Origin of the sequence: Halorhabdus sp. CBA1104 (assembly GCF_009690625.1) — an archaeon.
In the GTDB taxonomy this organism is placed as follows: domain Archaea; phylum Halobacteriota; class Halobacteria; order Halobacteriales; family Haloarculaceae; genus Halorhabdus.
This window is the reverse complement of record NZ_CP033878.1, coordinates 1,631,738-1,652,812: the sequence shown is the minus strand read 5'-3', so window position 1 is coordinate 1,652,812 and position 21,075 is coordinate 1,631,738. Positions and strand designations below refer to the sequence as shown.

At 64.0% G+C, this 21,075-nt stretch carries 20 protein-coding genes and 3 pseudogenes; 11 read left to right on the top strand and 12 right to left on the bottom strand.

The window, feature by feature from the left end; translation table 11 throughout:
• Nucleotides 1-161: 161 nt before the first annotated feature.
• The 3 genes from Hrd1104_RS08350 (at nt 162) to ligA (ending at nt 4,766) form a co-directional block, all read left to right on the top strand.
• A complete protein-coding gene (locus Hrd1104_RS08350) occupies nt 162-1,274 on the top strand; it encodes an alanine--glyoxylate aminotransferase family protein (protein ID WP_154553222.1) in 1,113 nt (370 codons plus the stop codon).
• A 257-nt stretch (nt 1,275-1,531) separates the two neighbouring features.
• Nucleotides 1,532-2,596 (top strand): 2,3-butanediol dehydrogenase, encoded by a 1,065-nt coding sequence (locus Hrd1104_RS08345; protein WP_154552328.1) that lies wholly within the window; start codon nt 1,532-1,534, stop codon nt 2,594-2,596.
• Nucleotides 2,597-2,684: 88 nt separating this feature from the next.
• On the top strand, nt 2,685-4,766 hold the full coding sequence (gene ligA, locus Hrd1104_RS08340; RefSeq protein ID WP_154552327.1) for an NAD-dependent DNA ligase LigA: 2,082 nt from the start codon (nt 2,685-2,687) through the stop codon (nt 4,764-4,766).
• Here the strand turns inward: ligA and Hrd1104_RS08335 are convergent.
• From Hrd1104_RS08335 to Hrd1104_RS08300, 8 genes and pseudogenes are all read right to left on the bottom strand, one after another.
• Nucleotides 4,763-5,854 (bottom strand): aminopeptidase, encoded by a 1,092-nt coding sequence (locus Hrd1104_RS08335; protein ID WP_154552326.1) that lies wholly within the window; start codon nt 5,852-5,854, stop codon nt 4,763-4,765. The two genes, ligA and Hrd1104_RS08335, sit on opposite strands and share 4 nt — an antisense overlap.
• Before the next feature lie 48 nt (nt 5,855-5,902).
• Nucleotides 5,903-6,739: an ABC transporter permease gene (locus tag Hrd1104_RS08330; protein WP_154552325.1), complete on the bottom strand. Its 837-nt coding sequence runs from the start codon at nt 6,737-6,739 to the stop codon at nt 5,903-5,905.
• 1 nt (nt 6,740) lies between these two features.
• On the bottom strand, nt 6,741-7,646 hold the full coding sequence (locus tag Hrd1104_RS08325) for an ABC transporter ATP-binding protein (RefSeq protein WP_154552324.1): 906 nt from the start codon (nt 7,644-7,646) through the stop codon (nt 6,741-6,743).
• 61 nt (nt 7,647-7,707) lie between these two features.
• Nucleotides 7,708-8,157, bottom strand: a complete 450-nt coding sequence (locus Hrd1104_RS13470) for an ABC transporter permease subunit (RefSeq protein WP_370454774.1) — start codon at nt 8,155-8,157, stop codon at nt 7,708-7,710.
• Entirely contained in the window at nt 8,151-8,543 is a 393-nt protein-coding gene (locus Hrd1104_RS13465; RefSeq protein WP_154552322.1) for an ABC transporter permease, read from the bottom strand. Before Hrd1104_RS13465 ends, Hrd1104_RS13470 begins: the two co-directional genes overlap by 7 nt.
• Nucleotides 8,540-9,450, bottom strand: a pseudogene (locus Hrd1104_RS08310) (ATP-binding cassette domain-containing protein). Before Hrd1104_RS08310 ends, Hrd1104_RS13465 begins: the two are co-directional and overlap by 4 nt.
• Nucleotides 9,451-9,581: 131 nt before the next feature.
• Entirely contained in the window at nt 9,582-9,821 is a 240-nt protein-coding gene (locus Hrd1104_RS08305; RefSeq protein ID WP_154552321.1) for a hypothetical protein, read from the bottom strand.
• 355 nt (nt 9,822-10,176) lie between these two features.
• A complete protein-coding gene (locus Hrd1104_RS08300; RefSeq protein ID WP_154552320.1) occupies nt 10,177-10,437 on the bottom strand; it encodes a hypothetical protein in 261 nt (86 codons plus the stop codon).
• A 109-nt stretch (nt 10,438-10,546) separates the two neighbouring features.
• Between Hrd1104_RS08300 and Hrd1104_RS08295 the strand changes: the two genes are divergently transcribed.
• The 4 genes from Hrd1104_RS08295 (at nt 10,547) to Hrd1104_RS08280 (ending at nt 14,313) form a co-directional block, all read left to right on the top strand.
• Complete coding sequence (locus tag Hrd1104_RS08295; protein WP_154552319.1) at nt 10,547-11,176, top strand: hypothetical protein; 630 nt, start codon at nt 10,547-10,549, stop codon at nt 11,174-11,176.
• A gap of 99 nt (nt 11,177-11,275) precedes the next feature.
• The gene (locus Hrd1104_RS08290) at nt 11,276-13,060 is read left to right on the top strand and encodes an excinuclease ABC subunit C (protein WP_154552318.1); all 1,785 of its coding nucleotides are present in this window, start codon (nt 11,276-11,278) and stop codon (nt 13,058-13,060) included.
• 172 nt (nt 13,061-13,232) lie between these two features.
• Nucleotides 13,233-13,652: a peptide-methionine (R)-S-oxide reductase MsrB gene (gene msrB / locus Hrd1104_RS08285; RefSeq protein WP_154552317.1), complete on the top strand. Its 420-nt coding sequence runs from the start codon at nt 13,233-13,235 to the stop codon at nt 13,650-13,652.
• A gap of 40 nt (nt 13,653-13,692) precedes the next feature.
• Nucleotides 13,693-14,313: a hypothetical protein gene (locus tag Hrd1104_RS08280; RefSeq protein WP_154552316.1), complete on the top strand. Its 621-nt coding sequence runs from the start codon at nt 13,693-13,695 to the stop codon at nt 14,311-14,313.
• Nucleotides 14,314-14,335: 22 nt separating this feature from the next.
• Here the strand turns inward: Hrd1104_RS08280 and Hrd1104_RS08275 are convergent, their stop codons facing one another.
• Nucleotides 14,336-15,037 carry a 6-hydroxymethylpterin diphosphokinase MptE-like protein gene (locus tag Hrd1104_RS08275; RefSeq protein WP_154552315.1) on the bottom strand — a complete coding sequence of 234 codons (702 nt, stop codon included), beginning with the start codon at nt 15,035-15,037 and terminating at the stop codon, nt 14,336-14,338.
• Between the two features lie 29 nt (nt 15,038-15,066).
• Nucleotides 15,067-15,909 (bottom strand): annotated as a pseudogene (gene folP, locus Hrd1104_RS08270) (dihydropteroate synthase); the annotation flags it as partial.
• A 111-nt stretch (nt 15,910-16,020) separates the two neighbouring features.
• Between folP and Hrd1104_RS08265 the strand changes: the two are divergent.
• The 3 genes from Hrd1104_RS08265 to Hrd1104_RS08255 all read left to right on the top strand — a co-directional run bounded on the left by Hrd1104_RS08265 (nt 16,021) and on the right by Hrd1104_RS08255 (nt 17,745).
• Nucleotides 16,021-16,554, top strand: a complete 534-nt coding sequence (locus Hrd1104_RS08265) for a hypothetical protein (RefSeq protein WP_154552313.1) — start codon at nt 16,021-16,023, stop codon at nt 16,552-16,554.
• The gene (locus Hrd1104_RS08260; RefSeq protein WP_154552312.1) at nt 16,551-17,264 is read left to right on the top strand and encodes an RNA methyltransferase; all 714 of its coding nucleotides are present in this window, start codon (nt 16,551-16,553) and stop codon (nt 17,262-17,264) included. Before Hrd1104_RS08265 ends, Hrd1104_RS08260 begins: the two co-directional genes overlap by 4 nt.
• A 76-nt stretch (nt 17,265-17,340) precedes the next feature.
• Entirely contained in the window at nt 17,341-17,745 is a 405-nt protein-coding gene (locus tag Hrd1104_RS08255; protein WP_154552311.1) for a hypothetical protein, read from the top strand.
• Nucleotides 17,746-17,781: 36 nt separating this feature from the next.
• Here the strand turns inward: Hrd1104_RS08255 and Hrd1104_RS08250 are convergent, their stop codons facing one another.
• Nucleotides 17,782-18,198 carry a hypothetical protein gene (locus Hrd1104_RS08250; protein ID WP_154552310.1) on the bottom strand — a complete coding sequence of 139 codons (417 nt, stop codon included), beginning with the start codon at nt 18,196-18,198 and terminating at the stop codon, nt 17,782-17,784.
• 1 nt (nt 18,199) lies between these two features.
• Nucleotides 18,200-20,097, bottom strand: a pseudogene (gene gatE, locus Hrd1104_RS13575) (Glu-tRNA(Gln) amidotransferase subunit GatE).
• A 122-nt stretch (nt 20,098-20,219) separates the two neighbouring features.
• Between gatE and Hrd1104_RS08240 the strand changes: the two are divergent.
• Complete coding sequence (locus Hrd1104_RS08240; RefSeq protein WP_154552309.1) at nt 20,220-21,053, top strand: hypothetical protein; 834 nt, start codon at nt 20,220-20,222, stop codon at nt 21,051-21,053.
• Nucleotides 21,054-21,075: the final 22 nt, after the last annotated feature.

The following is a 21,075-nucleotide window of genomic DNA, read 5'->3' as shown; positions in this document are numbered from 1 at the left end:
CGTGATACCGACAGCGGCGTCCGGTTATCGTCCTGAACTCTGTGTCTCCTGTTGGCCTCGTTCCCGTGAGTGGGCCTTTAAATCCGCCTATCGGCACTCGATGTCGGATCAAAACTACCATGCCGGCCGACCGTGAGCGTTAGCCTACCAAGGTGAGTTCCGTGACCGAGAAACGCGAGTATACCGACGACTACCCCGAAAAGACGTTGTACATCCCCGGCCCGACCGAAGTTCGCGAGGACGTTCTCAGTGAGATGGCCCAGCCGATGTTTGGCCACCGGATGGACCGGATGACCGACCTCTACACCACGATCGTCGAGGATACGAAGGAGTTCCTCGACACCGACAACGAGGTCATTATCCTGACGGGCTCCGGGACCGAGTTCTGGGAGGCATCGACGCTGAATCTGGTCGAGGAGAAGATCCTCGTGCCGACCTGCGGGAGTTTCAGCGAGCGCCACGCCAACGTCGCAGAGCGACTGGGCAAGGACGTCGACCGCTTAGAGTACGACTGGGGCGAGGCGATCAAGCCCGAGGACATCCGCGAGGCCATCGAAGCGAGTGACAACGAGTACGACGTCGTCGCCAGCGTCATGAACGAGTCCTCGACGGGTGTCCGCAATCCGATCGAGGAGATCGGTGACGTGGTTGCCGACTACGAGGATACGTACTTCGTCGTCGACGCCGTGAGTTCGCTGGGTGGCGATTACGTCGACATCGACGAGCACAACATCGACGTGATCTTCACCTCGACCCAGAAGGCCTTCGCGATGCCGCCTGGCCTGGCGGTCTGTGTCGTCAGCGACGATGCCTACGAGCGGGAACTCGAATCCGACCAGGCCTCGTGGTACGGTGGCTTCCAGCGCTGTCTGGACTACTACGACCGGAAGGGCCAGACCCATTCGACGCCTTCGATTCCGATTATGCTTGCCTACCGCAAGCAGATGAAGTACATGCTCGAAGAGGGACATCACGCGCGCGACCAGCGCCATCGCGAGATGACCGAGTACGTTCACGACTGGGCCACCGAGCACTTCGATCTGTTCGCCGAGGAGGGGTATCGCTCCCAGACGGTCACCTGTATCGAGAACACGCAGGGCATCGACGTCGCCGGGACGATCGAGGAAGTCTCAGAGCAGTACGACATGGTGTTCTCGAATGGGTATGGCTCCCAATTGGGCGAGAAGACCTTCCGTATCGGGCACATGGGCGAACACGACCTCGAGAGTATCAAAGCGCTCACTGACGCGATCGAAGACGTGGCCGATTTCTGAACGACCCAATCCCGCTGTCCGGATTGGGTTGTCACCGCCGACTGGCTTGGACGCTCGGTCTGGCCTTCGTATCTCGGCACACGGATCCTTTGAGTGGCTATTCAACAGGTTTCTTCCACCAGAATCACCCGACCGATCGATGTTTCACACGCTCGGGCTCCAGCCCCGTTCTGGTGTCGTATTAAAATGCGACTGGGTTTTCGTCCCGTGGGAACTGATCGACGGGTTATCCCCGTCTGCGTGGTAGCCCGGCGTGTATGGACGCAGCCAGATATTACGGTCAGGAAGACATCCGTGTCGAAGACATCGAACCTGATTCGGTCGGTCCCGAGCAGGTTCGGATCGACATCGAAGCGTGTGGCATCTGTGGGTCGGACCTCCACGAATATACTGCCGGACCGATCTTCGTTCCGGGGGACGCCCCGCACCCGGTCTCGGGTGCCACGGCGCCGCTCACGATGGGCCACGAGTTCAGTGGGATCGTCTCGGAGGTCGGTGCTGACGTCACCGACTTCTCGGAGGGCGATGCCGTCACCGCGAATCCGATCATCTACTGTGGGTCCTGCCCGCGTTGTGAGGCCGGTCAGTACCACCAGTGTGAAGCGCTCGGGTTCACCGGTCTGGCGGCCAACGGCGGGTTCGCCGAGAACGTCGTCGTCGACGCCGAACGAACCGTCTCACTGGGTGAGATCCCGGTCGAACACGGTGCACTCGTCGAACCCCTCTCGGTCGCATTGCACGCAGCCAGAGTCGCCGACGTCTCGGCCGGCGACTCGGTTGCTGTCTTCGGGAGCGGTCCGATCGGGCTCTGTCAGATTCAGGCGTTGCGGGCGGCCGGTGCCGGTCCGATCATCGTCTCGGAACCGCGCGACGAGCGACGTGCACGTGCTGATGCGTCCGGCGCCGACGTACTGATCGATCCGACCGAGCAAGACCCACTCGAAGCGATCCGTGCAGAGACCGGCGAGGGTGTCGATATCGCGTTCGACGTAGCCGGTGTCGAAGCGACGTACAACCAGGCGATCAACAGCACGCGACCCGGTGGGCGTGTCGCAGAAGTGAGCATCTTCGAAGAGGCTCTCGAAACCCAGCCCAACGACCTCGTGATCCCCGAGCGCTCGATCGTCGGCTCGATCGCCTACCAGGGCGGCCCACGCTCCGGCGAAGAGTTCGGCATGGTCATCGACATGCTCGAGGACGGGCAACTCGACCCCGACCCTCTCATCACCGATCGAATCGATCTCGCAGACATCAGTGAAGACGGATTCGAACCACTCCTCGATCCCGACAGCGACCAAGTAAAGATCCTGGTCAAACCCTAACTGCTCGCCCGGACTCGTTTTAGGCTCTGTTGGGGTTTCGGACTCCCCATCGAATCTTCAAAGAGGGAGCGGCCGCGACAGCAGAGTAATGACAGCCAACGCCCCGGAAGCCAATCCGTACCTTGCGGATCCACCGACGGACTTTTCGCCCGTCGCGGCACTCGACGCTGACGGTGCCCGAAAACAGGCCCAGCAGTTGCGCGAGGCGATCCGCTATCACGACCACCGCTACTACGTACAGAACGATCCCGTGATCGGTGATCGAATCTACGACGCCCTCTTTGCTCGCCTGCAGGACCTCGAAGAGCACTTCGACCTCGATCGCGAGGACAGTCCCACCCGGCGCGTCGGTGGGCAGCCACTGGACGAACTCGACTCCCTCGAACACGTCGCGCCCATGCAGTCGATCGACCAGGGCGGCGAAGTCGCGGACGTCCGGGAATTCGACGACCGCGTTGCCCGCCGACTCGACGACGCTGGCTTCGACCCCCACGTGCGGGCCTACTTCTGTGAGCCCAAATTCGACGGCCTCTCGGTGGAGATCGTCTACGAGGACGGCGTCTACCAGCGGGCGGCCACCCGCGGGGACGGCGAGGTCGGCGAGGACGTCACCGAGAACGTCCGGACGATCCCGAGCGTGCCGGGACGACTGCGGGGTGACTACCCCGACTTTCTGGCGGTACGTGGTGAAGTCCTCATGCCGACCGAGGCCTTCCAGGCGCACAACCGCGAGCGAATCGAACGTGGTGACGATCCGTTCGCCAACCCGCGCAACGCCGCCGCGGGCACGCTCCGGCAACTCGATCCGTCGATCACGGCCGAACGACCCCTCTCGATTTTCTTCTTCGGCGTGCTGGACGCGAGCGTGGACTTCGGGACCAACAGTGAGGTCTACGAACGCCTCCCAGAATGGGGGCTCCGCGTCACCGATCTCGCCGAACGCGCCGACTCGATCGAGGGGGCGATCGATTATCGCGACCGATTGCTCGCCGAGCGCGATGCCCTCCCATTCGAGATCGATGGCGTCGTGCTCAAATTGAACGACCGCGAAGCCTGCGGCGCACTCGGCTCGACCGCCCGTGCGCCCCGCTGGGCCTTTGCCTACAAGTTCCCGGCCCGGACCGAGCGGACGACGATCCGAGATGTCGTCGTTCAGGTCGGTCGGACTGGCCGGTTGACGCCCGTCGCGCTGATGGATCCTGTCGAGGTCGGCGGCGTGATGGTCTCGCGGGCCTCGCTGCACAACCCCGCCGAGATCGAACGCCTGGGCGTCGCCGTCGGCGACGAAGTACGCGTCCAGCGGGCCGGCGACGTGATCCCGGAAGTCGCGGAGGTCGTCGAATCGAACAGCGACGGGACATTCGACTTCCCGGCTACCTGTCCTGTCTGTGACAGCCCGGTCGAACGCGACGGCCCGCTGGCCTTTTGTACCGGCGGGCTGGCCTGCCCAGCGCAATTGGAACGGGCAATCGTTCACTACGCCAGTCGCGACGGCCTGGACATCGAGGGGCTTGGCGAAGAACGCATCCAGCAACTCCTGGATGCCGGCCTGGTCGAAGAGTTGGCCGACCTCTACGAACTCGGGCAACTCGATTTGACCTCGCTGGAGGGGTGGGGGATGCAGTCGGTCGCCAACCTCCAGGAGGAACTCGAGGCGAGTCGGGAGCCACCCCTCGATGACTTCCTCGCGGCGCTGAACATTCCCTCGGTCGGTAGCGCGACGGCGACTGCCCTCGCTCGGGAGTTCGGCACGTTCGACGCCATGATGGACGCCGATCGCGAGCAGTTACAGGCCGTCGAAGACATCGGACCGCGGGTCGCCGAAGACGTCCGTGACTTTTTCGAGAGCGAGCGCAACCACGACGCCATCGAGCGCCTGCTCGAGCACGTCGAGCCACAGCCCTACGAGGTCGAGGGTGGCGACGCACTCGACGGGTTGACGTTCGTGTTCACGGGATCGCTGTCGGGCTTCACTCGCAGTGAAGCCCAAGCACTCGTCGAGGCCCACGGCGGGTCAGCGACGAGTAGTGTTTCGGGGAACACCGATTATCTCGTGGCCGGCGAGAATCCCGGTCAGCGCAAGCGTACGGATGCCCAAGAAAACGACGTCCCGATTCTCGACGAGTCGGCGTTCGAGTCGCTACTGGCCGATCGTGGCGTGACCGCTTAATTGTCGAATCCGTCTTCGAAGACAAACGTCCCGTCTTCTTGGATCCGCTCACCGTCGACCTCGATGTAGGACGCTTCGCTCATATCGACGATCATGTCCATGTGCATCGCGCTGTCGTTGCGTTCGTTGTCGTCGCTAACGGTCTCTTCGTAGGCTCGACCTAGGGCCAGATGGACCGTATCGCCCATCTTTTCGTCGAATAGCATGTTGTAGGTGAACTGATCGATGTCGCGGTTCATCCCGATACCGAGCTCGCCCACGCGACGTGCGCCGTCGTCGGTGTTCAGGACGGCCGTCAGGACGTCCTCGTTTTTCTCGGCAGCATGCTCGATGACTTCTCCGTTTTCGAATCGGAGGTACACGTCTTGGACCTCACGACCCTGGGCCATCAGCGGTTTGTCGAACAGTACCTCGCCGTCGACGCTGGCCGGCAGTGGCGCCGTAAACACCTCTCCACCCGGGAGATTTTTCTCTCCGTAATCGTTCCTTGTCGGATTCCCCTCGATGGACATGGTAATGTCGGTCGTGTCTCCGGAGACGATGTGGACCTCCGAGGCCGGGTCGAGAATCTCGACCAGCTGGTGTTGAAAGTCTCGCACGGCGTCCCAGTCCTTGTTGATCGCCCCCCAGACGAACGCCTCGTAGGCGGCGGTACTCATCTCTGCGTCCTGGGCGTTGGCCGGGGCCGGGTACTGTGTGCTGACCCAGCGTTTGTCCATCACGAGCTCTTGGATCTCCTTGTTGGCCGACGCGACCGCACTGGCTTTCTCCGGGTCGACGTCGCTCGTTTCGAATGTGTTGGCGTCGGCCCGAATTCCGATTACCACGTCTGCTTGTTGTGTGGCCGCATAGGCCACCTCAGATTGGCTGATGTTCTCGGTGTCGATCGCCTTGCGATAGGCACGGTCCACGCGGGGGCTGACCGCCCGGGCCGAGATGTTCGCCCCGCGCCGGCCACACAACTCCGCGATCGCAACCAGCAGGTCTTCGGCAACCGGGTGTCCCCGGATGATAACTTCGTCGTCCTCGTGGATGTCGACCGAGTGATCGACGATCGTTTCGGCGTGTTCGCGCACTCGTGGATCCATGGCTGGTCCCTTCGAGCGTTCGAGCAAAATACTACCGATGCGATCGGATTAGAGGTCGGTCGTCTGGAAGCGGTAGTAGCCGATCGCCAGTGGCAAGACGATCCACGCGAGGACGACGATCCCGGCAAAGACCGGCTCTTGATACCACGGCAGGCTCTCGCCGATGCGCCCTGGCGCTAGCGGGAACCCGGCGACGAGATCAGGCAGTACCGGGTGTGCGAGATTGCGCAGGCCCGCAAACGGCGACAGTTGTCCGAATATCGAGACCCACTCCGGCTGTGGCCCCGTGGGTAGCGAGAGGCCGTTGAGCACGAATCGAATCCCCGTCGGGATGGCCACCCACAGATTCATGACGAACAACAGGAAGATACCGAACGACCCGCCGGCAGAGACCGTCGTCGACTTCGTGAACGTCGAGATTCCGAGTGCGATCGCGGTAAAGATCAGCGACAGTCCCCAGATCACCAGGAACGAGCCTGCCAGGACAACTGGGTCGATCGGGACGCCCCGGAACGCTGCCACGAGTGGGGCAAAGACGAACGCCGGCAGCAGGACGACCGTCATCACAGCCATCCGCCCGGCGTAACTCCCGGCGACGATCGACCGCCGTGAGAACGGGAGAGTCAACAGCACGGAGAGCTCTCCGGTCGTGCGCTTGCCGACCACGTCCGCCTGGCTGATCGTCAGCGCCACGATCGGGGCCAAAAATCCGAACACGCTGAGCAGTCCGAACGCCGTCGTTCCCTCCGATGCTATATCGGGCGTTTCGCCGATGAAGTAGCCGATGGCGAGCCCGACCACTCCGAGCAGCCCCAGCAGGTAATACAGCTGGCGCTCTCGCCGTGCATCGGTGAAGTCCTTCCGGGCGAGCTGGAGCCACCCCATCTCAGGCACCCCCTGTGTAGGCGGCGAACAGATCCTCTAAGCTCGCTTCGCTGGTCTCGATGTTCTCGACGGTCGCACCGGCGTCCTGGCAGGCCCGGACGATGGCCCCCTTCGCGGGATTTTCACAGCCGACCGTGACACTGCCGTCTTCGCGACGGACGGATGCGACGCCTTCGATCCGTTCGATCTCGGCGTCCAAATTGTCGGGCACCGAATCGAGTTCCAGGGTCATCTCTCCCGTGGTGCCGGCCGCGTCCCGAAGGCCATCGATTGAGTCGACAGCCACGAGATTCCCTTGATCGAGAATGCCGACCCGATCACAGACGGCCTCGACCTGTTCGAGGATGTGACTGGAGAAAAACACCGTCGCTCCCCTGTCGGCTTCTTCGTGGACGATCTGGCGCAACTGTCGTGCGCCGTTTGGGTCCAGTCCGGTCGTCGGCTCGTCGAGGATCAACAGGTCGGGATCGTCGACCAGCGCCATCCCGAGCATCAGCCGCTGGGTCATCCCCTTCGAGTAGCCTTTGGTTGGCCGATCGGCGGCGTGGGCGATTCCCACCCGCTCCATGATCGCATCCGGATCATCCTCGGCACTCTTCGCTTCGATGGCGAATTCGAGCTGTTGGCGGCCGGTCATTTCGCCGAGTGGTCCGAACCGCTCGGGCAACACGCCGATCCGTTCCCGGACGGCGACGGTTTCTGTCTGTGCATCCATCCCAAGAACCGTTACGTGACCGGTCGTCGGGCGGGCGTGATCGAGCAGGATGTCGATCGTTGTGGACTTGCCGGCCCCGTTCGGGCCCAGAAAGCCAAACACCTCGCCTGATTCGACGGTCAAGTCGACTCCTTGGAGGGCAGTGACGCCACCGTAGGTCTTGGTGACGCCATCGAGGTCGATAGCGACCATGCCCCCGGTTCCGGGGCGGCTGGCATAATCCTTGTCTTACGTACTGTCGCCCCCGCTGCCCTCAGAGATCTGCGTTCGAGAACCGCCAGTAGCCGATCGCAAGCGGCACCACCAGCCAGAAGACGAGCATGACGATGCCAACCCACGGCGTCGCGTAGAACGCCTCGAAATCGGGGCCAGCCACACCCGAGATATCGCCCGGGATGAATGCCGTCAATCCGGTCGTGAACGCCGCGCTCGGCGGAACCTGATTGACGAGGAAGACCCAATTCGGGAACTCGCTGAGGGGCGGTAGCGCGAACCCGTTCGTCAGCCACACGACACCGTAGCTGACGGCTCCCCACATGAATTCGAAGACGACGAAAAAGCCGATCGTCAGCATCGACGCGCGGGAGGTCGAGCCCGTCAACGCGGAGAGGCCGACGACGACGCTGATGTACGTCATCACAAACAACAACGACGTGACCAGTAGTGCCGCGAACGCCGGGGCGGCGAACTCGCCCATCAGCACGCTCCCGAGTGCCCCGCCGGCGGCGAGTCCGACGAGCGTGGGGACGGCCAGCGTGGCCCCCGGCCGAGTACCTTCCCTGCCAAGACATCCCTTCGCGTGTGAGGCAGCGACAGGAGAATCTTGATCGAGCCACTCTCGCGCTCGCCCGCGATGGCCTTGTACGCGATGACGATGGCTGTGACCGAGACGAACAGCCCGATCTGGCTGGCCAGGAAGTACGCCAGGCCTTCGGCGGTCTGTTCTTCGACCCCCATCTCCGTGGTAAACTCTCCGAACGCGTAGGCGATCAACACCGAGAGGAGGACGAACAGTGCCGACAAGCCCCAGAGTGCGCGCGAGCGCAGTGCATCTCGGAAGTCCTTCTTGGCGACGGCGAGTGTACTCATCGCGACCCCTCCGTGTAGCTCATGAATATTTCCTCGAGCGATGTCTCCTCGGTCCGGAAGTCGGTCACCTCGTGGCCGGCGTCCTCCAGGGCCGACAGGACGGCCGTCTTCGACCCGTCCCCGACCGAGACAGTCACCCCCCCATCGCGCCGCGTCACGTCCGTGACGCCCTCGACGCCTTCGACGACTGCGATGGCGTCGTCGGTGACCGCCGTGAGTTCGACCCGCAGCGTCGCGCCATCGCCGGCCGCCTCTCGAAGTCCTTCGATGGAGTCGACGGCGACGAGTTGGCCTCCCCGGAGGATCCCGACCCGGTCACAGACGGCCTCGACCTGTTCGAGGATGTGACTGGAGAAAAAGACCGTCGCGCCACGATCGGCTTCTTCGCGGACGATTTCGCGGATCTCGCGTGCGCCTGCGGGATCCAGTCCCGTCGAGGGCTCATCGAGGATCAACAGGTCGGGGTCGCCGACCAGCGCCATCGCCAGCGTGAGTCGCTGTTTCATCCCTTTCGAGTAGCCTCCAGCTTTCCGGGTTCCGGCCTCGGGATGCCGACCCGTTCTAGCAATGTGTCGGGGTCTGCCGTGGCGTTTTTCGAGTCGATCACGAACTGGATGTGTTGGCGGCCAGTCAGGCGGTCGTACACCTGATAGCCTTCCGGAAGGACGCCCGTTCGTCGGCGAATCGCCTGAGAGTCGGCCTGTGCATCCATGCCGAGTACCGTCGCCGACCCCTCACTCGGGCGGACGAAATCGAGCAGGATATTGATCGTCGTGGATTTGCCCGCGCCGTTTGGGCCCAGAAAGCCGAAGATTTCGCCTTCTTCGACGCGGAGGTCGATGCCGTCGAGTGCGAGGATCTCCTCACCGTATCGCTTGCGTAATCCGCTCGTTTCGATGGCTGCCATAGCGATCGTCGGTACTCCCCCACATATGTTATAACTACGCGCTCGATTTCACCGGCTGCAGTCCAGTGTGGATCGATGCAGCTGCCGTCTCTTGTCGATTGGCACACGACTCCCCGCTCATCTAGACCCAATCACGCCTGGCTGACCCGCCAGGTCGTCGCGTTCGAGTACGCCCAGCGTTCGACGTCCAAGTCGCTTGCATTCTCGCGAAGGTCGGCGAACAGTTGCCCGATCTCACGCGTCGAGAGGTCGAGGTCTTCGGCGACGAATTTGCTCTTACAGTAGCACTCACCGTCGGCGGTCCGCTCGCGAAGATACTCCTGGAAGCGTCGGCGTTTGGTTTCGGCCGTTGTCTCGGCGGTCGTGCTCATTGCCCACTCACCCCGGCGACGAGTCGATCCCACGACTGCGACCACACGCGTCCGTCAGGCTCGTGCCGGTGGCCGACCACCAGACACGCGATATTGAGCGCGATCATCGCACTGGCCTGGCCCACAGAAACTTCCCCAAGCGCCAACAACGGCACGTACCCGAGCGGGAGCCCAATCGCACACCAAAAAGCGATGCCACACAGTACCTGTCGGGGCGAGCTTCCCATCGCCCCGCCAGGCGATCGGTGGGACCAATTCGAGGACATATCCACAGCCTCGATCGGCATTCCCCAAAACCTCACGAACGGTCAAACGCGTCTTTGAGCTATCTGTGGCCCCCTCCGGGACCGACACACTACACGTCGTCGTCGGGATCGTGTGAGCTAGCCATGCGCTTGGCTTCTCTGGCGTAGCGCTCGCGCTCGTCTTCGGTGACGGCTGTTAGTCGATCGCGTTCGACGTCGATCGCGGCGGTGACCGACTCCTTCATCAGGAGTGCCGTCGAGCGCTGCTGGGTGACGTGGCGGCTTCCGTCGGGCGTGGCATAGACGAGCGTCACGAGGTCCTCGTCGTAGAAGTCCCGCTCGACCAGCCAGCACCGTACCTCCTCGGTCATACAGAGCCGTTGGCGTCGCACCCGGTTGTATCCTCCGACGCGTGGTTGCTTCGACGCTGGGATCGATCGGCCCGAGGCTTCTTGAGATCCGGCCGCGTACGTCAACCCGATGGACGCCTGGAGTGATCGAGTCGAGGACCTGCTTTACGATGGCGAGGACGTCGAGCGACGGGTCGATCTCGGCGACGCGGCCGTGGTTGTGACCAGTCACCGCGTGCTGGCGTTTACGCCACAACTGGACGGCAAGAACTTCCGGGAGGTCAAGCGGCCGAACGTCTCCGGGGCGGCGCTCTCGACGACGGCCGAATCGAACTTCCTCGCGATGGGCGTCCGTGCTGGACTGTACGGTGTCCTGTTGCTCTCGATCGGTCTGGTCGTCGACTTCAGTGCCCTCATGGGCGGCGTCTCCCTCAGCGGGGGCGGCACCCAAGAACTCGGTATCGGAAACGTCCTGGGCATGGTCGAAGGCATGATCTCGCTGATCGGCCAGCTCGATTACTACATGCGCCTGTTTGGCGCGCTGTTGCTCGTCTTCGCGATCGTGCCCCTCGGTGTGTACGCCTGGACGCGGGAACGCCACCTCGTCATCGAAGTTGCCGGCGACGACGACATTCACGTGGCCGTCCCCGAGGACGCCGGGGACGCTGTCGAACGCGTCCGGGCGGCAGTCTTGCCCGAGGGCGTACCAGCCGAGCGCTCGTCTGGGCTCCTCGGTGGCTCTTTGAACCCCTTCGAGTGAGCGGACCGTTCTCGGTCTGCCGCTGTGGGGGTGGGAAACAAGGCGGTCACACGACCGCAGACGCTACGTTCAACACGCTCAAGCGACAACTGCCGGTACATGGACGCCGACGCAGTGGGTGATCTGGCCGCCGATTTTCCCTCCAAGCCCGGCGTCTACCAGTTCGAGGCAGCCGACGGGACCGTTCTCTACGTCGGGAAAGCCGTCGACCTTCGGGATCGCGTCCGGTCGTACGCCGACCAGCGAGGTGGCGACGGCTCCTCAGCGTCCGACCCCAGCGCCACGCCGAGCGGCCCCCGGAGTCAGCGTATCCGGCAGATGGTCGCACGCGCCGTGGATATCGATATCGTCGTCACCGACACCGAGACCCAGGCGCTGCTCTTGGAGGCGAACCTGATCAAGCGCCATCAGCCCCGGTACAACGTCCGGCTGCGCGACGATAAGTCCTATCCGCTGGTGCAGTTGACCGACCACCGAGCGCCGCGCATCGAGATCACGCGCGATCCGGCTGCAGGCGCGGACGTCTTTGGCCCGTTCACCGACAAGGGACAGCTCGAAACTGTCCTCAAGGCGATCCGGGAGACCTACGGGCTGCGGGGCTGTTCGGATCACAAGTACGCCGGGCGGGATCGGCCCTGTCTCGATTACGATATCGGCCTCTGTTCGGCTCCCTGTACGGGCGAAATCGAGATGGCAGCCTACCGTGCAGACGTCGATGCCGTCCGCCGTTTTTTCCGGGGGGAGACGGGTGTGCTGTCCGAGCCGATCCGCGAAGAGATGGATCGGGCAGCCGAGACCGCGGCCTTCGAACGGGCGGCGAATCTCCGGGATCGCCTGTCGGTCGTCGAGTCGTTCCACGAGTGCGGCGGTGGGGTCGTCGAAGGTGAGACGGGAGTGAAGACGGATGTCCTCGCCGTCTCCCTCGAAGGCGAGTCGGCGGTAGTTGCCCGCTTGCACAGCGTCGACGGGTCCTTGCTCGATCGCGAGCGCCACGAGGTCGAGACGCCAGCCGACAGCCGCGGCGGGGACGTCCTGGCGGCGTTCGTTCCCCAGTATTACGCCGAACGTGCCTTGCCCGATCGCCTGCTCCTTTCGGACCGACTCACAGACCAAGAGGTCACTGCGTGGCTAGCCGAGGCCGGCGTCGAGGTGACCGTTCCTGGGGCGGGCCGGGAGGCAACGCTCGTCGACCTCGCACTGAAAAACGCCAGACGGAACATTGGCAAACGGGACGGGACGACAGCCCTCGCCGAGGCCCTTGGGTTGGACGCGGCCGAGCGAATCGAAGGCTTCGACGTGAGCCACACCGGTGGGTCGGGCGTGGTCGGCAGCGACGTCTGCTTTCTCGACGGCGCACCCGAGAAACCCGACTATCGCCGTCGGAACCTCGGCGAGGGCAACGACGATTACGCGGCGATGGCGCAGCTGCTCACCTGGCGAGCCAAGCGAGCCGTCGATGGCCGCGACGACCGGCCGGACCCCGACCTCCTGTTGATCGATGGCGGCGCGGGACAACTGGCTGTGGCCCGCGAGGCGATCGAGGCTGCAGGATGGGACGTCCCCGCCGTCGCCCTGGCGAAAGCCGAGGAGCGTCTGATCACGCCCGAGCGAACCTACGAATGGGACACCGATGCGCCGCAGTTGCGCCTCCTCCAGCGCGTCCGTGACGAGGCCCACCGGTTTGCGGTACAGTACCACGAGACGCTTCGTGACGACGCGTCGACGGCACTCGACGACGTTCCAGGCGTCGGCCCCGAACTTCGGACGCGTCTTTTGGGACGGTTTGGCAGCGTCGCCGGCATCCGTGACGCCTCGGAGCACGAACTGCGCGATGTCACTGGAGTGGGGCCGGAAACGGCGGCGACGCTCCGCCGGCAGCTGTAGGTTCCTCGGGGCGTCACGGGTGTCACTATCGCACCGGGACGCTACAGCGGTCGACCCAGAGCCGGCGTCTCAGCGGTTGGTCACGCCTGTATTGGCCCTTCTCAGCCGGTTCCAATGCGGTGGGTTTCCGCCAGGTCCGTGGACATTTACCGACGGAGGCCCAGGTACGAGTATGGACGAATCGACGACTGCATCGAGTGACGTTCCGGCGTCCGACGAGGAGTGGCAAGAGATGTTGACCGAAGAGGAGTATCACATCCTTCGGGAACGCGGCACCGAACCGAAGTTTACCGGCGAGTACCTTGACGTCGACGACGACGGCGTCTTCCGGTGTGCCGGTTGTGGCACGGCCCTGTTCGACACCGATTCGCAGTTCGACTCCGGTCACGGCTGGCCGAGTTTCACCGACGTCCTCGAGGACGGCAACGTCGAAACGGAACTGGACACCCGTCACGGGATGGAACGAACCGAAGTGCTCTGTGGTGCGTGTGGCGGGCATCTGGGCCACGTCTTCGAGGACGGCCCGGATCCGACTGGCAAACGCTACTGTATCAACTCGGCGGCCCTGGACTTCGAACCTGGCGAGGACTGACGGCCGGAGGTTTTTTCCCGGTCTTCGGTGAGTTGTTGGTGTGTCGCGAAACGATTCCACCGGTCGGGGTGCCGATCTGCTCGCCGACGATTGGCTGGCTGATCTACGGGACGTGCCATTGCTCCCAGGTGTTGTCGCTGGGGCCGTCGCGTGGCTGGTCGGCTACGGGTTGATGGCCCTGCTGTTCTATCTGGGCCCAGCGTCGTTGGGGGCTGGTTCGACCGGTGAACGGCTTCGGGGGATCGGTGTGATATTCTACAACGCCCAGTTCGTCGACGGGATCGAAACGATAACGTCGGCGAACCTTCAGGAAACGGTGCGGTTTAACGTCATTCTCGAACAGGGAAGCACGGCGGTCCCCACGTTCGTGTACTTTGCTATCCCCTTCGTCGCGCTCGTCGCTGTTGGGGCAGTGCTCGGCTACCGGGCGATCACAGCTGACGTCGAGTACGTCACAATCGCGCTCCTCGGTGTCGCAGTGGCGATCGGCTATCTCCCACTTGCTGTCGCCGGGTCCTTCGTCGTGGAGCTGTCTGTCGGGTGGAGTCTGGGGACGCTCCTCCTCGAACCCGATCTGGTCGAATCGGCCGCGTTCGGGTTTGCGTATCCGTTCGTCGTCGGGACTCTCGGCGTTGCTGTGGGCTATGTGGTCCAGCGGTAGCGTTCTGCCCTCGCCCAGAGTACTACGGTGGTAGGGCTTTGGTATCGATAGCGTTTCGCCGCCCATCGAGTACGGCGAAGTGCTCGTCGCGACGGTCTTCGAGCCAGTACAGCAACCGCTCGGCCCAGGTGAGTTTTCGCCCTTTTTCGGCATCGACCGTCTCGTCGTCGAAGTCCCACCCGGGAAAGACAAGCCGGTCGGCTCCGAGCGCGTCGGCGAGAAAGGCTGCCCGATCGCCGTCGGTAAACCCGCCGAAATTCCGGACCGGACCCACCGGCTCGGCCTGGGTTGTCGGTAGCACCCACTCACAATCGAACGTGGGAACGGCCTCTCTGATGGCGGCGGTGTTGTCGCCGTGGGCGTGGACGACAACTGGGGTACCCGAGTTCGTCAGCTCTCGTACTGTCTCGGGATGCTTGTCTAAGTCCGTCACGACGACATCCGGGCTCGTTTGGGCCTCAATCAGTCGATCGGCGGCCGTCGAGGCAGCGACGATAGCATCTGCCCTTCGAACCGCTTTGCGTTCCGCCGAAAGCGACGGGCCTGCCCCAGCAATGGCGACCGTCTGGCCCGCGAAGGCAGCAGCTTCGGGTTCGTACGGTTCGGCGTCTGTCGCCTGGTACAGCGAGGAAAGCAGGTCCCGTACGCGCTCGTCGGCCGCCCGATCGTACCCAAAGTCCGCGAGGATCGCCTCGTAGACCGGCTCCCACGTCGAAAAGTCCATTATCGTGCCTCGGCGCTGTCGCCCAGTTCGTGGCCGACGAGCGCTGCATCGCGCGTCTCTGCCACATCGTGGGTACGGATGATGTGAGCGCCACGTTCGACGGCCATCGCCGTCGCCGCGAGGCTGACCGGCAACGCCTCCTCGGTCGATCGGCCCGCGATCTCCCGGAGGAAGTTCTTCCGATTGATCGAGACCAGCATCGGTCGGCCCAGGTCTCGAAACTCACGGAGGCGTCGGAACGTCTCGCGGTCGTCTTCGATCGTCTGGCGGTCACTCCAGCCGCCGAAAGCTGGATCGACGATCGTCTTCTCCGTGAAGCCGTGCTGTGTGAGTGCCTCGTGGACCTGATCGACGTAATCGGCGTCGGCACCCCATCCCTCATCGCAGCGCTGTGCCCAGTCTGTTTCCCTGACGGCACCTGGGCGTTCGAGGTCGGGCGGGCTGGCCATCTTCACGACGGCGGCGTCGTGGGTCTCACAGACGACCGGCATCTCGGGATCGGCGAAGCCACAGATGTCGTTGACCATGTCGAACCCGCGGGTGAGTGCCTCGTCGGCGACCTCGCTGTACCGGGTTTCGATGGAGAAGACGGCCTCGCCGCTGACGGCCTCGATCGTTTCGATCGCCGTATCGAGGCGATCACGCTCCTCCTCGGCCGAGAGAACGTCTAGGCGTTTGTTGGCCGATTCGAGGCCGACGTCGATGATGTCGGCCCCCTCGCTGATCATGTCCTCGACGTAGGCGGCAGCCTCGCTCGCGTCGTCGAAGACACTGGGTTTGTACGGCGATTCCTGACTCACGTTGAGGACGCCCATGATCCGGGGTGGATAGTCGTCACCGATTCCCAGGCCTGCGGCGTCTACATTGTGCATGGGGGCGGTGACGGGCGGGGCCGTGAAAAACGATCGGTCCCCGGCGACGGCTGTCAGCCGAGTGGTGTCCGACAGCGCGCTCTTTTAGTCCGGCAGGCGATTACCGGACCTATGGCCAAGGTTTCGATCGGGTTACGCGGCTGGCGCTTCGACGAAGACGCAGTGTTCGACGCTGAGGGGATGCTCAAGCGATTGACGGCGATGCCACCGGACGCACGCGAACGGATCCTCCGGCTGACGGCGCTGGTTGGCGAACCCTGCGACGCCTGCTACATCGAACACGGCGAGGCTGCGATCGAGCAGTGCAACGCCGGTGCGATCGTCTACGGCGAGCCGATGGGCGAAGTCTTGCTCTGTGACGCCCACGAGAGCGACTTTCTGTACTGGTTTCGCGAGGAGGGCGGCCAAGAGCTGGCTGGCACCCGGGAGATGGCCAACGGCTTCCAGGCGTGGTTCGACGACGGGAATCGGGCACCCGCGGGCTACAGCGGCCTCGATCACGTCGAGGAGGCACCCGAGCAACTGCCGGCGTTCGATCCTCACGAGATCCAGGGGCTCGAAGACGACCTCCAGGAGATGGACGAGGCCGAGCGCGAGGCCTTAGACGTCGACCTGGGTGACCTCGATTTGGACGTCGATCTATGAGTCTCGCCGTCGCTGTCGTCGACGCTCAGACGCCCGGCAACGTCGGGACGATCGCCCGCGCGATGAAGAATTTCGGCCTCTCGGATCTCAAACTGGTCGATCCACCCGAACTCGATCCCGACGGCGAGGCCTACGGCTTCGCCGGCCAGGCCCGCGAAGATATCCTTCCGAACGCCGACGTGGTGACATTCGAGGCCCTCATCGAACAGTATCACACCGTCGCGACGACCGCAGTCACCAACGAGGACGCGGCCAAACACGTCCGGTACCCGTTCGTGACGCCGGCCGAACTCGCTGCGGACCTCGCGGGCGTCGACAGTGACGTCTGTGTGATGTTCGGTCGCGAGCGCGTCGGCTTCACCAACGACGAACTCGCCGCCGTCGATCAGATCTGCTCGATTCCGGCCAGCGAGACGTATCCCGTCTTGAATCTGGGCCAGGCCGCGACGATCGTGTTGTACGAACTGCGTGAGCTAACCGTCGATGCAACCCAGCATCCAGACGCGATCGATCGCGCGGCCCAGCCGGCGATCGACGGCCTCGACGGGCAGTTCAGCGACTTCCTCGAGGCGGTTGGCCACCCCCAGGAGAAACGCCCGAAGGCACAGCGACTGTGGCGTCGCCTGCTCGGTCGTGCACACCCGACTGGCCGCGAGGTACGCACGCTCAGGGGACTCTTCCGGCGTGCCCAGCAGCAAATCGAGGAGTGATGGCCCGTCGGCGGCAGTCGGTCCCGTTGAGGGATCTCCCCGACACTTAATAGGGCAACCGGAGAAACGCCGTCGAATGACGTCCCGTAACGATATCCACGAGTCGGTGGCCGAGTCGGCCTATCACGAGTGGATTCGCTTCGACGGACTGGGGGTTTGGACCTACCAACCACAGGTGGAGATCAGGCTCGAACGGGAGGGGCAACTCGGCACTGTCCAGCAGCCCTGGACGAACGGCTTCCAGGCCACGAGCACCCGACACGAGTACGTCCTCTATTACGGCGATTCGCCGGTCGAGTATCACACCATCGTCGGCGTCGACGACAGCCGCGCGTTCGTCCCCGATCCACAACAGCCACAGTCGCCAGGCGGCACCTATTCGATCACACCCTACCAGGCGACCCTGGGCGAAATCGTCACCGGGGACGTCGAGACGTTCAACGCCTATCTCAACCGAGCGGGTATCGTCGTCCAGCAGTGACCGACGGCGACGGAGCTGTGTCCGCACTGCCCCTACTTACCGCCGGACGGTCTCGAAGGTCCGCAGGTCGGCGACCAGATCAGCCAGAAGATGTGCGTACAGCACGACCGCCGAGAGCGTCCCGAGGAAGGGATCGACCACGAGCCAGACCGCGGGACTGATCGCCCCCGCGATGACGACGTGACTGACGAGTCGATGGTACGGACCGAGATCACTGTCCTCGAAGATCGCGCCCGGGTCTGTCGCGGCGATCCACGGTCGCCGAGCGACTCGCTTCAGCGGGGCCAGACTGTCGCCTACGGCCCACGAGAGCAGGAAGTGGTCGAGGTCGATCAACACGCCAAGCGCCACGCCGTAGCCCACGGCCAGCGCTGGATTGACAGTCGCTTCGCCGACGGCGACGGCCCCGACGGCGACGACCAGCGAGATGATGGCGTGGGCGAGGGGGTACATCTCACTCGGCGCGTTTTCCGATCTCTTCGCGGAGGACGTCACTAACCACGTCGCCGTCGGCTTTCCCACGCAACTCACCCATACACTCTCCCATCAGCCCGGAGAAAGCGCCCATTCCCTCCGCGCTGACTTGCTCGGCGTTGCGTTCGACGACGCGGACGACCGCCTCCCGAACCTCGTCTTCGGCTGCACTGCCGAGGTCCTCCTGTTGGGCTGCTGCTTTGGCGCTCAGCTCAGGGTCCTCAGCAAGTGCGGCCAGCAGCTCCGGGACACCTTCCTTGGCGAGTTCGTCCTCGGCCAGCAGCACGAAGACCTCACGGAAGTGGTCGTCGGTGAGGTGCTCGACGGGCACACCGTCTCGGCGGATCTCCGTGATCGTCGACTCGACCGTCTGGGCGGCCAGCGTGGCGTCGACGCCGCCCTCGACGGCTTCCTCGAACAGCGCCCAACGCTCCCCGTAAGCGACCTGTTCGGCCAGGCCGGCATCGAGGTCGAACTCCTCCTGGTAGCGGTCGGTCTTCTCGGTGAGCAACTCGGGGGGCTCGACGGCGGCCGGATCGGGTTCGACCGGCGGGACGTCCGTTTCAGGGTACATCCGCGCCGCACCGGGCAGTGGGCGCAGGTAGCGGGTCGTCGCCTCCTCCGTGGCGTCGCGGGTCTCCTCGGGAACGCCGTCCATCGCGGTCTCGGCTCGCTTTGCGACCGCGTCGATGGCCTGCTCGGCTATCTCGGGCTCGTCGGCGACGATGGCGACTGCATCCGTCGCGTCCTCGCCGACGACGGCCGTCGGATCGAGGCCGACCGCCTCCGCGAGTGCCTCGACCTCGCTGTCGGTGACGCCGTAGGCGGGCAGTTCGTCCGTGTGGAAGATGCCCCCGGCCCCGTGTCGCTTGGCGTGATCGGAGAATTCGGTGCCGAGGCGTCGATCCGGCTGGATCTCTCGGCCGACGAGCCCGCCAAAGCCGGGCAGCGCGACCGCCCACACGTCGCCCCCTCGTCGAGCGCGCCCTGGATGACGCCGCTGTCGGTATCAGTGAACACGCCCGTGACGTCTTGGATATTGCCGACCGTGGCGTCCCTGTTTTCGAGTTCCGCGGCGATCTCGAGCAGTTCGGCCTGTCGACCGACTTCGTTGCGGACGATCGCCTCGATGTCGCCGAGGCTCTGGACGCCTTTGATCTCGACGCGGGCACCCTCGGCGATCGAGACGTTGACGTCCTGGCGGATCGTGCCCAGTCCGCGTCGGACTTTGCCGGTCGAGCGCAACAGCATGCCGATGCGCTCGGCGGCCTCTTGGGCTTGCTGGGGCGAGCGAATGTCCGGCTCGGTCCCGATTTCGACCAAGGGGATGCCGAGCCGATCCAGACTGTAGCGGACGCCCGATTCGGTCTCTTCGACCCGCTGGGCGCTCTCCTCTTCGAGCATCAGATCCTCGATTCCCACTGGCCCCTCGCTGGTCTCGATCGCCCCGTCGGTCGCGACCATCATCGTCCGCTGGAAACCCGAGGTGTTCGAGCCGTCGATGACGAGCTTCCGCATGACGTGAAGCTGATCGACGACACTCATATCGAGCAACTGGGCGATCTCCATCGACACCGCGAGTGCCTCCTCGTCGGCCCGATGCGGTGGCTCGTCGTCGGCCTCGACCAGACAGGTCGAATCGTACATGAGATACTCGAACTCGCGTTCGACCTGACTCTCTTCGAGTGCGGCCTCGTCGAGTTCGCCAAGCTCGCTCGTCGTCGGGTGCAGGTATCGCGTGATCGTTTTCGACGATTCCTCCGGCTCCTGGAGGGCTGTCGGGCAGTTGCAGAACAGTTTCGTCGCCGTGTCGAGTTGCTGGTGGATCTCGAGGCCGGCAACCAGGCCCAGATCGTCGTAGTCGTACTCGGCGGTCATTACCGGGCAGTGACACGGCTGCGGGGAAAAACGCTCCGTTGTTACCGTCCGGGGCCCCCATGGATGTCCGCTTCGTTGCCGGTCTCCACGTGTTTTTGTAGCTGGCACACCCAGGTCGTGGTATGCGATGGCGTGTTTTGTTCGTCGTCGTGGTGGCGACGACAGCGGGGTGTAGCGCCATCGATGGTGGTGCCGCCGACCCATCGACGGTCACGCCGGTTCCGGTTCCCGACGAGGCCCCCGAGAGCGGCCCCGGAGCGACGGTTGCGCCCGGTGTGTGGGCTGACGGTCGCGTCGATATCGGGCTACTCGCCGACGCCCAGGCGGCTGTCCTGGCCAATCGATCGTTCCGGTGGCGGGCAGAGCGAAACTGGACCGGCACGGTTGGCAACGTCACATCGAGTGCAGAGACGTACGACGAGATCGCACTCGAAAACGAGACGCGCTTTTCTCGTGACGCGACGATGTTTCTGACCCATCCGAAAGACGCCTTCTACGCCAGATACAGCCAGTACGCCAATGGTTCCGTCCAGTTCGCCCGGGCGCAGTCGTACTCCTGGTGGCGAGCACGGTACGATCGGTCACCTGTCGTCCCCAATCGCGACCGGCTCGTCAGGTCGACGACTGCAGCCGTCCAGCGGTATTTGACCGTCGAGACGGTTCGCGTCGATCGCGTGTCTGTCGAAGGGAAAACGATGTATCGGCTCGTCGGCCGAAACGCGACGGGACTGGGTGGCTCGATGATGGAAAATTACAGCGTCCGCGCACACGTGAGGCCGGACGGTCTCGTCCGGAACCTCACAGCGAGCTATACGACCGTCCAGGCTGGCTCGACCGAGCACGTTCGCTATCGCTTTACATTCTCCCAGATCGGCACTGTCACCGTCCGACAGCCCCCGTGGGTGGAGACGGCCCGGTCCAGACATGAAAACGGGACGACACGCCCCATCCAGTGAGGCCCGTTCGTATCGCTTGTCC